This window comes from Affinundibacterium seohonense (assembly GCF_014284305.1).
GTDB classification, from domain to species: domain Bacteria; phylum Pseudomonadota; class Gammaproteobacteria; order Burkholderiales; family Burkholderiaceae_D; genus Undibacterium; species Undibacterium seohonense.
Genome location: NZ_JACOFW010000002.1, coordinates 92,786 through 104,855, shown reverse-complemented (window position 1 = coordinate 104,855; position 12,070 = coordinate 92,786). Strand labels below are relative to the sequence as shown.

Annotated in this window: 11 protein-coding genes; all 11 read right to left on the bottom strand. The window is 47.8% G+C overall.

Translation table 11 applies throughout. The annotated features are described in order from the left end of the window. Positions 1 to 335: 335 nt before the first annotated feature. On the bottom strand, positions 336 to 737 hold the full coding sequence (locus H8K52_RS21155; RefSeq protein WP_246464236.1) for a hypothetical protein: 402 nt from the start codon (positions 735 to 737) through the stop codon (positions 336 to 338). After that, positions 734 to 1,060 carry a hypothetical protein gene (locus tag H8K52_RS21150; RefSeq protein WP_246464234.1) on the bottom strand — a complete coding sequence of 109 codons (327 nt, stop codon included), beginning with the start codon at positions 1,058 to 1,060 and terminating at the stop codon, positions 734 to 736. The genes H8K52_RS21155 and H8K52_RS21150 overlap by 4 nt, the downstream gene beginning before the upstream one ends. Positions 1,061 to 1,166: 106 nt before the next feature. Continuing rightward, positions 1,167 to 2,534: an alkaline phosphatase gene (locus H8K52_RS02575; RefSeq protein ID WP_186921487.1), complete on the bottom strand. Its 1,368-nt coding sequence runs from the start codon at positions 2,532 to 2,534 to the stop codon at positions 1,167 to 1,169. Between the two features lie 133 nt (positions 2,535 to 2,667). Beyond that, positions 2,668 to 4,131 carry an alkaline phosphatase gene (locus H8K52_RS02570; protein ID WP_186921140.1) on the bottom strand — a complete coding sequence of 488 codons (1,464 nt, stop codon included), beginning with the start codon at positions 4,129 to 4,131 and terminating at the stop codon, positions 2,668 to 2,670. A 241-nt stretch (positions 4,132 to 4,372) separates the two neighbouring features. Beyond that, positions 4,373 to 7,588, bottom strand: coding sequence for an efflux RND transporter permease subunit (locus H8K52_RS02565; protein WP_186921138.1), 3,216 nt, complete (start codon positions 7,586 to 7,588; stop codon positions 4,373 to 4,375). A 2-nt stretch (positions 7,589 to 7,590) separates the two neighbouring features. Beyond that, on the bottom strand, positions 7,591 to 8,784 hold the full coding sequence (locus H8K52_RS02560) for an efflux RND transporter periplasmic adaptor subunit (protein WP_186921136.1): 1,194 nt from the start codon (positions 8,782 to 8,784) through the stop codon (positions 7,591 to 7,593). A gap of 329 nt (positions 8,785 to 9,113) precedes the next feature. Then, positions 9,114 to 9,431, bottom strand: coding sequence for a hypothetical protein (locus H8K52_RS02555; protein WP_186921134.1), 318 nt, complete (start codon positions 9,429 to 9,431; stop codon positions 9,114 to 9,116). 10 nt (positions 9,432 to 9,441) lie between these two features. Then, the gene (gene ygiD, locus H8K52_RS02550) at positions 9,442 to 10,224 is read right to left on the bottom strand and encodes a 4,5-DOPA-extradiol-dioxygenase (RefSeq protein ID WP_186921132.1); all 783 of its coding nucleotides are present in this window, start codon (positions 10,222 to 10,224) and stop codon (positions 9,442 to 9,444) included. Positions 10,225 to 10,293: 69 nt separating this feature from the next. Next, on the bottom strand, positions 10,294 to 10,989 hold the full coding sequence (locus H8K52_RS02545) for an aspartate/glutamate racemase family protein (protein WP_186921129.1): 696 nt from the start codon (positions 10,987 to 10,989) through the stop codon (positions 10,294 to 10,296). Positions 10,990 to 11,014: 25 nt separating this feature from the next. Continuing rightward, a complete protein-coding gene (locus tag H8K52_RS02540; RefSeq protein ID WP_186921128.1) occupies positions 11,015 to 11,467 on the bottom strand; it encodes a hypothetical protein in 453 nt (150 codons plus the stop codon). Next, a complete protein-coding gene (locus tag H8K52_RS02535; RefSeq protein WP_186921126.1) occupies positions 11,464 to 11,943 on the bottom strand; it encodes a GNAT family N-acetyltransferase in 480 nt (159 codons plus the stop codon). The genes H8K52_RS02540 and H8K52_RS02535 overlap by 4 nt, the downstream gene beginning before the upstream one ends. Positions 11,944 to 12,070 lie beyond the last annotated feature (127 nt).

Below are 12,070 nucleotides of genomic sequence, written 5' to 3'. Positions count from 1 at the left end.
TGAAAAGCTAAGCACGCTCAAGCCGGTACGACTCAATACGACTCAAAAGCCCATCAAAGAAAGTTGTGCTGACTTTGCCACGCCTTACCAACAAAATTCCTAAATGTATGTATAGCGCAGCCACCTTCTCTTTCTTACCACTGATGGTATCGAAGGATTGGCAGCGATCGCTTTGCTTCGTTTGAAATGGAATGTGAAGTGGGTCATCGCATGGCGTGCTGCAGCTAGTTTGGCAATACGATTTGTCGGGACAATTGTTGGCTAACAGTAATTGCTACATATCTGAGCAAATGGTCGGCTGGTACCGACCAATTGCTGGAGCCTAGACCAGAAACTTAGTCGAGAAAGTCAGAATACTCCTTCTGCGCATAGCCTTTGGTATTTTTCCAAGGTGTTTCTTTACTCAACTTGTTACTCACTTGTATCTCGATAAGGCGGTAAGAGCTACTGGCTTTGTCGCCATTTTCAATGATCAGGGGAATCTGTCTTTGCTCATCCCACAAGACACGTTGAAAGGCGCCATTCTTTTCGCGTTCATACCAAACCGCATTCGGCACATTAGAGACTCGTTTCGACATCGGCATCGCTTTCACTAATTTGGGATCGACTAAGAAATAGCTGTTTTCCCACGAACCATCGAAATTCACATTGCCGTAGTCTGTAGGTGGGATCGAGATGCGTATTTTATTGACGGTGTCAATGTACTCCAACTGCACTTTGTTGTTTTCGAAAGTCACGTGGCGCGGTACGAGCACATGGTTAAAATGCTGATGCGTATCTTCACTATTTTTTTTGTATTGTTTTTTTTGACTGTTGGTGCTTCATGGTCATGCGCAGCACCACCGGCCTTAGGCAAGACGCGATACAGCCAGATGTGTCCATCTCGTCTCTGCATATTGTCTTGATATTTTGCTTCACGGGTAACGCCTTCTGGGGTCAACACTTTGCTGTAATAGCTGATGCTTAAATCAAGCTCAGGTGCTTTGGGAAGATCATTGGCTAGTGCAAGGCTGGAACCGAGAAGTACAAGGGCGAGTAGTGTGCTTGGAACGAATTTCATACGATACCTAAATGGGAAAAACAAACTGCAATAACAGATTTCAATAACAAAAAATGAGTGAGTCGAGGACTCACTCATTTTTATTGCGATGACGACTCAATACGACTTAGAAACCAAACGCCGTTTTCAACAAATTAAATACTTTGGTATTGTCGATCGTGCCTTTGAACAGTTTCGAATTACTACCAGTGGCAAGTAATTTCACATCGCCACCGCCATGTGTTTCGCTACTCAAACGTACACCTGTCTCTTGCAAATAGTTATCTCCCAATACGGTCACGCTGTCTAAGTTGGTACGTGTAGCAGGACGATTTGGGCCGTTACCAAATACCAAAGTCGTGTAAGTATTGCCGTCTGCATCTTTGCTTGGTTGACCAGTTTTGTAGTCACGATTGATATCCAAAATCGGATTACCTTTTTTGCCGTAGCCATTGAATGCCATGGTGTGATCATGGTCAGCCGTCACAATGATCAAGGTATTAGCCAAAGTTGGGTCAGTCAATTTCGCTTTATCCAAAGCGGCTTTAATCGCATCGTCAAATGCAATGGTGTCAGTCAAAGCGCGTTTAGCATTCGTACCATGCAAGGCGTGATCGATACGACCACCTTCGACCATCAAGAAATAACCATTGGTGTTTTGCGAAAGAATATCCATCGCCTTTGTCGTCATTTCCGCCAAACTAGGTTGGTTCGCCCCTTCACCCAATGGTGGCGTTGCAGTACGATCTAATTCAAATTCCAATTGGCTCTTGCTGCTATACAAGCCGATAAATTTTTTGGTGTTTGGTGCGGCAGCCATTTCCGCTTTATTCGCAGCAACCACATAGCCTTTTGCTGCCATTTCCGCTAACAAATCGCGACCGTCAGCGCGACCATTTTTGTTGCTAGTCGCATTGAATGGTGTGAAGTGATTACGTCCGCCACCCATCAATACGTCAACGCCATCGCCCAAGGCAGCATTGTAACCAGCGCCGCCAGGTACAATCTGAGCAGCGATATGGTACTGCGCATTGCGGTTGCAAATGTGAGAAAAAGTCGCTGCTGGCGTCGCGTGCGTCAACTCTGTAGTGGTGATAGAACCAACTGCTTTACCTTTGGCTTTAGCTAACTCCAAAATAGTTGGTACCGACGTGCCGTTACCAGTTGCTGCACAGTTGTTGACTGTGAGATTGCCGTTAGCATCTTTACCTGGCGGCGTGGCGACTGTGTCCGCAGTCATGGAGATGACTTCGTTCTTCATCTTCACGCCTGTCATATATGCCGCCATCGATGGCGCGCTATCGGTTGTTTGTGCATCTGCAGAGAAAGTCTTGATACGTGCTGTACGTTCCAACTTATCCATATTCAAGCTACCGTCTTCACCGTATTTGTAAATACGAGATGCTGTCACTGTGGTTGGGCCCATGCCATCACCCAAAAAGAAAATGACGTTTTTTGCTGTGCTTTGGGCAGCTGCTGTATTGGCGAATGCCATAGCTAAAGTGAGTGCCAGCGTTTTAGCCAGCGGCGCTACAAATGCGTTAGCGATAGAAGTATTTTTCATGATGAATTCCAATTTTTGTTTGATTCTTGATGTCGATGCGCGTGTCGATAAGCATGTAAATGAATTACAGACCAACTGCTGCCTTGATCAAATTGAAGACCTTGGTGTTATCGATCGTGCCGTAGAAGGTATCGGCACCTTTACCGATGGCACCTAAAAATACGTCAGCACCACCGTGAGTTTCGCTACCAGCACCGACGCGGATGGCGGCTTCTTGGTGATAGGTATTGCCGCTGGTGAGGGTTTCATCAAAGTTCGTCAAAATCGAACGTGCACCTTGCGCACGATTTTCACCGTTACCGAAACCAATGATGGAGTAAGGAACGCCGTCTGCATCTTTGTCCGTTGCACCGGTCACATAGTTTTTCACCACACCCAAGACACCTGGGTTAGTTGCCGACGTTTTGCCGGTGCGTTTTGCGTACCCATTCAATACCAAAGTGTGATCATGATCCGCTGTCACGACGATCAAGGTATTTTTCAATTCTGGGTCTGCTACTTTCGCTTTTGCAATCGCCGCTTTGATCGCATTGTCAAACGCGACTGTGTCTTGCAAAGCTTTCTTTGCTGTTGTTTCGTGCAAAGCATGATCGATACGACCGCCTTCCACCATCAAGAAATAGCCTTTGCTGTTTTTCGCTAAAACGTCCATGGCTTTGGTTGTCATGTCTGCCAAGCTTGGTTCCTTTGTTGGATCGCGATCTAAGTCATAACTCATGTGACTAGACGTGAACAGACCAAACAGGCGATCTGTCTTGCTGGCATCGATTGCTGCAAATTCTGTGCTATTGCTCGCGAATGCATAGTTTTTCGCTTTCATTTCGGCGATCAAATCACGGCCGTCAGCGCGCTTGCCGCCATCTTTTGCCGGTACGAAGAATTGCTTACCACCACCGAGCAATACATCCAAACCAGTTGTGCCCAAAGCCGCGTTGTAACCCACGCCACCTGGAACAGCCGCTGCAGCGATGTCGTTTTCTAGATCACGATGACAGATATGGGAATAGGTTGCCGCTGGTGTTGCATGCGTTACGCGTGTGGTCGTCACGACACCAGCAGACAGACCTTTCGCTTTTGCCGCTTCCAACAACGTAGTGACTGGAGTGCCGTTACCTGTGCCGCAATTGTTCGCTAAAAAGTTGCCATTCGCATCCGCAATTGGCGATTTTGCGATTGTTTCTGCTGACATGGAGAGTACTTCATTATTCATCTTCACGCCTGTCATATACGCTGCCATGGATGGAGCGCTATCAGTGACTTGTGCGTCATTTGAAAAAGTTTTAATGAAGGCGGTTTCTGGCAAGGTGTCGATCGTCATTTCGCCGTCTTCGCCAACGGCATAGATACGCGCTGCAGTCAGGGTTGTCATACCCATGCCATCACCTAAGAAGAAAATCACATTCTTCGGTGGTTCGACTACGGGCTGTACGGTGCTGGAATTGTTAGTATTGCTGGTGTTGCTGCTGCAACCAGAAGCGAGTACGCTCAGTGCGCCTAGAACTGAGATCAAGAGAAGATTCGGTTTCATGTTGTCCATCCTACGTGGTCTAAAAGCGTGGACTATAACAAGACTCTATGACCTATTTGTGACCGAATTTTTTCGATTTTTCCTCTTAAGTGAACACTTCTCAGTCATCACGACGTCATAAATTCTTGAGTCAAAAAAAGAGCCTGCGTGGAAAACCAAGCAGGCTCAAACCGGTACTACTCACTTAGTCTTGCCGAGGAAGTGGTGCTTACTCAGGTCGACTTTACCAACAAAAATTAAATCACGATGCCGCCACCTTCGCTTTCTTGCCACTGATGGCATAGAAGGCTTTCATAACCAGACGGTAAATCAAGCGTACGAAAGTTAAGGTCAACACCGCTTCGATCAACGTCACAATCAGGGCTAAAGCTTGGTTGTAACGATCAGCGCGGCGGCCTAATTTTGCCATCATGCGATCACGTGCAATCTCGATGCTGTCGTAAAAACTTGGTACGACTAACAAAGTTAAGATCGTAGACGTGATGGTACCGCCGATAATGGCGATGGCTAATGGGCGATAAAATTCCCCGCCTTCACCCAAGCCCAAAGCCACAGGAATCATGCCGGCAATCAGGGCAAACGTCGTCATCAAGATAGGACGCAAACGAACCCGGCCTGCATGCATTAAGGCGTCTTCGCGATTCATCCCATCCTTCTCTTGTTTGCGCGCCGCATCGAGCAACAAAATCGCATTTTTCGCCACCAAGCCCATCAACATAATGATGCCGATAAAACTCATCAGATTAATCGTACTGCCAGTGATCATCAAAGCGATCACCACGCCAATCAAGGACAAAGGTAAAGACAGCATCACAGCTAAAGGTGCGGTGAAGGAGCTAAACTGCATCACCAGAATTAAGTACATCAAACCGATACCAGAAATCAAAGCAATCAACATTTCAGTAAACAATTCATCCTGATCTTGACCAGCACCGGCCAAAGACAGACCATAGCCCGGTGGGTAATTGAAGGATTTCGCTAATGCCATCGCGTCTTTGGTCACTTCACCGCTGGCACGACCTTGCGCATTAGCAGACACGGTGATCGTACGCTTGCCATTGCTATGCTCAATTGCGGATGGTCCTTTACCCATACTGACAGTGGCAATTTGATCTAAAGGAACCATCTCATTGGTGCCTGCAATCGCAATCGGCAAACGCTCGATATTTTCTTTACTCACGCGATCCGCCGGATGTAGCCGCACTGCCACATCACGTGTTTCACCAGTAGGATCGACCCAGTCACCAACTTCAATGCCAGCGAAGGCGACCCGTAAAGCTTGTGCTGCATCGTTGATAGAAATTCCCATCGAGTTAGCCAGACCACGATTCATTTCTATCTTTAATTCTTTCTTAGGATCTTGCTGCGACAAACCAACATCAACCGCACCTGGAACCTTGCGTAATTCATCCATGTAAGCGCTGGTGATCTCCAATAACTTACGCGAATCTGGACCAGTAAATTCAATCTGAATCGGCTTACGTGCACCATTGTTCAAATCATCTAAGACTACATATTCAGCACCCACCAATTGCTTCACTTTTTCACGCAATTCCACGGCAATCTCTTTAGCACTACGCTCACGGGAGTTTTTCTTACCGATATCGACATAGATGCGGCCACCAGAGGCATTGATATTACTATTAGTTTCTTTCACCTCTGGAATCGTGCGTGCCAAGGCGGCGGCTCTTTCCATTTTCAGGCGTGAATATTCAACAGATGACGATGCAGGGGTGCGAACTTCGATCATCAGATTACCGGAATCTGCGGTCGGCAAAAAGCTCGTACCGCCCAAAGTCACTTGCAACACCAAAGCACCAACAAAACTCGCCAAGGCAATCGCGCCCATCCAACGACGGTGATGCAAAGCCCAAGCAATCACGCGACCATAGCGATCTGCCTGACTGTCAAACCAATCATTAAAGCGCGCCAATACTTTGCTCAAACCTTTTTTCGGTGCAGTGTGATGATCAGCAGGATCGCCCCAATAGGCCGACAGCATAGGATCTAAAGTGAAGGAAATCCCAAGACTCACCAACACAGAACACGTCACGGTCAAGGCAAATGGACGGAACCATTCACCAGAAATACCTGGCATGAAAGCCACTGGAATAAACACAGCGATGATAGAGAACGTGGTCGCAGCAACCGCGAGTCCAATTTCGGCGGTTCCTTCTAAAGCAGCCGTACGACGATCAGAGCCATTTTGCATATGGCGCACAATGTTTTCCCGCACCACAATCGCATCATCAATCAAAACCCCGATGGCTAAGGACAAACCGAGCAAGGTCATGAAATTCAAAGTAAAACCACACAACCAGACCGCGATAAACGCCGCGATCACCGAGGTTGGCAAACTCAATGCCGTAATCAAAGTCGAACGCCATGAATTCAAAAACGCATACACCACAAAGATCGTTAAAACAGCACCAAAAATCAGCGACTCAATCACATTATTCAGACTGTTTTGCGCGTCTTTACCACCATCACGCGTCACTTCTAGTTTGGTACCTGGATGATCTTTAGCGAGATCTTTGTTAATCTCCTCCACTGCTTTGACGACGCTCTTCGCGACACTCACGGTACTCGATTCACGTGAACGTGTAACTTGAATGCCGACATTCGGTTTGCCGCTGCGAATGCTCAGACCATTGATATCCGCGAATCCATCTTCGATGGTCGCGACTTGACCCAAGCGTACGATCTGGTCGCCACGACGCTTAACGACGATGTTTTGAAACTCGGCTGGGCTTTCGATGCGACCAACCAAGCGTATGCTCTCTTCTTCTAAGTCACCACGCACTTTGCCTACAGGTGCATTGGTATTTTGACTGCGCAATGCGGCAACCACTTCGCCAGCAGAAACATTGAATTCGCGCAAGCGTTCAGCACGCAACAGCACTGACAACTCACGACGTAAGGCACCATTCACAGTGACTGTCGCTACACCCGGAACACCACGCAAGCGAGTGGCTAAGGTATCTTCAGCCAAACGTGAAATTTCCGCATGCGTTTGACTACTGGACGACAATGCCAGATTCAAGATCGGCTGCGTCGACGGATCAAAGCGCTGCACGATAGGTTCGCGCATTTCAGTTGGCAATTTATAGCGCACGGTGGAAATCACATTACGCACTTCCTCAGCGGCCTCAATCATATTTTTCTTGAACGAGAAACGCATTTCGAAACCAGCGCTACCTTCGTTCGCGTAAGAATATACCTCGTCCACACCGGATACACTTTGCAGCGATTTTTCTATGCGATTGATAATTTCGCGCTCTACCGTATCGGGTGATGCACCAGGATAAGGGATGCTAACGAATAAGCCCGGAATCTCGACATCGGGATTTTGATTGACGCGCAACTTACTCATCGCGAGTAAGCCCATCGCCATCATCGCTATAATCAAAACGATGGTAGCGATTGGTCGTTTAATACTGAAATCAGATAGAAACATGATCAGTTCCCCATTGCCAAGGTCGTGCTTGCCATCGCTGTCTTCGTGACAGGTGCCGTAGCCATTTCAACTGCCTGGCCTTCTTTGAAATTAGAACTAGGATTACGCATAATGATGTCACCTGCCGCCACGCCACGTCGCACTTCATAATTACCAGTGCGAACATCACGACTGCCCAAGGCTAATTCCACTTTATTCAAAGTCTTACCTTGTATTTTCCAGGCAAAAGACTTGTCACCAGATTTGACGATCGCACCTTCTGGCAACATCAGGGCTGACACAGATTCTGCTTCGATATTTCCTTCTGCATACAAACCAGAAACGCGTGGTTGCTTGCTATCGGAGAAGGCGACCAAGACTTCCACTTGACGAGTCACATCATTTGCCGCTGGATCGAGACGCGTCACTTTGCCGCGGAACTCTTGATTGGCATAGCCATTGATGCGGAAACTGACATTTTGTCCGGTCTTGACCATGCCGATTTTGTCAGCCGAGACGCGACCGACAAAGCGCATGCTATTCGGGTCAATCACTTTGACTAATTCTTTGCCGGCTAAAGCGGTGTCGCCGGCGGACACTTTACGCTCACTTACCACACCATCAAATGGCGCCCGCACCACCGTGCGTTGCAATTGCTGCTGCGCTTGTGCGGCTCGCGCTTTGGCAGCAGAGACTTCCGACTGCGCTGTATTTCTACGCACTTCGGCATCGTCCAAGGCTTGCATCGATGTCATGCCTGAGGCACGTAAGGTTTTTAAACGCTGCAAATTGCGATCCGCCTGATCCAAGGCTAACGCGGCATTACGCGCCGCATCGTTGGCTGAATTGAGATTGTCACGAATTGAGGTTTCATCTAAGCGCACGATCACATCGCCACGTTTGACCGCCTCACCATTTTCTTTCAAAACCTGCAGTACCACAGTTGACACTTCTGCACGCAAATCAGCTTTACGCTCAGGTTGGATGGAGCCTGTTACCACCGGACCTGATGCCATCGCATTACTCTGCAAATTCAATATATCTTCGTTCGCAATAATCAATTTCTCAGGACCCGCTTTGGCGTCGCTTTTAGCCACTGTCGCGGACGCACTGGCGCTCGCGCTGGCTTTTTTGCCGTCTTGTGGCGCATTACTGCAGGCAGTCATAGCGGAAAAAGCTGTGGCAATCGCAACAACGAGTAGGGTTTTACGTAACATGATAGGCACCTGCTAAAGTAATGGAGGAATTCGCGATGGTGAGTATTCCTCAGCAGCATCTTGGCTTCAAGGTGCAATGTTGTGAGTTGCGAGAATTGGGGGATGAAACGCAAAAAATGCGGATTGAAATGAGTTTGCGGAAATGCTAAGCGGTGCCAAGAAAAGTCGAAACAGCGAGAAAGACCAAAGAATCGGTCTTAACTCATTGTCCAGACTTATCGGCGGCAAATAGGAACTCTCTCACAGGGAGAGAGTTCAAAATAGAACGGCGACTACAAGAAAACTAACGCTGAAATGATTGGCGCGAAGCGTCCGAGTCGATCGTTGAGTTAGAGGGCGGCTTTAATGCGAGCAACACGCCTCCCCTGGATAGCAAAAAATAAAGCTACCGGTATCGCTAGTGCGAATGCTGCATGAAAACACGCCTGGAAAAATTCAAGCTGCTGTTCAGCCACATAGACATCATCAGACAACAGAAAGGCGACAACGAGGTCTTGTATGCTTTTGGGGAACCATAAATTAGCTTTCCAATAGGACTCCATATCGCTAATAAAAAAGCCGGCTATCACGGCTGTGCTAACGTAAGCGAGAAAAAACATAATTCTTCGATTCAAAGTCATTCGTCTTCTCGGATTATCGACACTCACTTTTAGTCCTCTAACTTAAGGTTTCAGCAATTACCAGTGACATCATACTGATCGAGCCCATCACGAGTTCATCGCTAAGAATTTCCACATGATCCGTGTCGCGCTTGGCACCCAATATATAGAGTAAAGGCAAATAATGCTCAACGGTCGGAACAGCCAACTGAGCATCTTGTCCAAACTGGGTGTAATTAACTAGCGCCTCAAAATGATTATTCTCAATCGCTGCACGAACTTGCTGGTTGAAACGTTGCGCCCAGTCAAATCCACCAACACGCGGATCTAAACGACGTAAATTATGTACCACATTGCCACTGGCAAGTAGCATTACCCCTTCATCGCGCAAACTTGCTAAGCGTTGTCCCAAGGCGAAATGAAATGCCTCATCCTGATTCATATTTAAACTCAATTGCACCACCGGGATGTCGGCCTCAGGGTACATTTTCATCAACACTGACCAGCTACCATGATCCAAGCCCCAGTCGCGATCCTGATGAACATGGATAGGCGCCAACAGTTGCGCCACTCTTTGCGCCAATTCAGGATTACCAGGTGCAGGATACTGCGCAGCAAACAAAGCTGGCGGAAAACCGCCAAAATCGTGTATCGTCCTCGGCGCTGACATGGAGGTCACGGCCACCGTCGTCGTCATCCAATGCGCAGAAATCGCCAGTATCGCCTTCGGCTGAAAACGCGCACCGAGTTGCTTCCATGTTTCCGTGAACTGATTATTTTCCAGCGCATTCATTGGACTGCCATGGCCAAGGAAAATGGCGGGTTGGGTTTGCGTGTTCATGCTTGCTTCATACAAAAGATAGATGCGATGATTATGGTCTATCTACAGTTTCTTCGCTCGAAATCGAGGCTAACACCCCAAAGACCACAAGGCCGCACGGCGTGCATGCAAACTTGTCGTATCAAACAGCGGCACGCTGGCGTGTGCTGTCTGTACTAATAGTGAGATCTCCGTACATCCCAGAATGATGGCCTGAGCGCCTTGTTGCACCAGCTCTGCCATGATGCGAATATATTCCTGACGGGAGGCGTCTTGTATGCTGCCCAGACAAAGTTCTTCGTAAATAATGCGATGCACGATGTCGCGATCGGCGGCATTTGGCGTTACCACTTGTAAGCCGTGCTGTTCTTGTAAGCGGTCTTTATAAAAGGCCTGCTCCATCGTAAAACGTGTACCTAACAGACCTATACATTGCAATCCCTGCGCCTTAATTTCAGCAGCGGTCGGGTCGGCAATATGTAATAAGGGAATCTGCACTGCGGCTTCAATCGTAGCGGCGACCTTGTGCATGGTATTGGTGCACAAGACCAGCATGTCAGCTCCGGCACGCTCTAAAACTTGGGCAGCTTCTGCCAATATTTTTCCAGCGGCATCCCAATCCCCGCACCGTTGCAAGACTTCGATTTCATGGAAATCCACACTAAAGACAATCACTTTTGCCGAATGCAGGCCGCCGAGTTCTTGCTTCACAATTTGATTTATGTGACGATAATAGGGAATGGTCGACTCCCAACTCATGCCACCAATTAAGCCCAAAGTTTTCATGCTTGCTCCGATATTGAATAGTGAACTACTTGAGCGTTAGGCGTTTTTTTATCACGTCGCCAGATCCGCTTTCGGCGGATCGGAATTGCATCTCAATTTGCCGCTCTTGCTTGCCCCAAGTCACTTGCAGTAATTTGCCAGACGGCAGTTTGTCATGCTTAGTAGCCGTTGCCTTATCCCGATTAAAGCTGACGATCGCATTGCTACCATTGATCTGATAAACCGCATATTTCCCTGAAGGCGAAATGCTAAATTCGGTACATTGGCATAGATAGCGTTTTTCAAAGTATAAGAACTTAAAGCGAAGGTCACTGTGCCAACGTCCTGCTACATTCACTTGCTGCGACTCTTGAACACGATAGCCATGACTCAACTCTGTGGTCGTCTGCGTCAACATTTGCGCTTGCGATCGTGTCGCGCAGAACAAGCTCATTAAGCCGCAAAGCCAAAAGCTGACGAATCGCGATAAATGCATCATTGTGGACTGCCATTCTTAAATGCCATTGGGATAAAAGCCAGACCGTGCATTTGCTGTTGCTCCGCAGTGGCATGGAAGCCAAATTTTTCATACATCGCTCGTGCAAATACAGAGGAATTGACAGTGAACTCACCAGGATTACCAGCCGCCATTGCGGCCTCTTTTGCATGTGACCATAATTGGCTGGCATAGCCGTGCCTATGCTGGTCGGGATTGACGAATAAATGATATACATGAGTGTTATCACGAATGGCAATAGTGGCAACGACATTGTCATTGCCATCTAGAGCAACCCAATAGCGGTACTGCGACGACCTCAAGCGTTCAAGCGTGGCGGCTTCTGTGATTGAGGCAAAAAATAATTCAGCGTCGCGCCCGTCGGCATGAAGCGTAAAATAAGGCGCAACTAGATGCGCTAATGCGCTGAGTACTTTGGCATCGTCAGCGATCGCTGGGCGGATAATGTGATGAGACATAACGGTGATGAAATAGCAATTGAAGCGGTCATTATGCGATATCTTAGATCAAGAGTTGAAACAAAATTAATCGCATACCAATCTGAATTTTTATCTCGCCTCGCATCAGTGTGTTTTTCCACAAAAA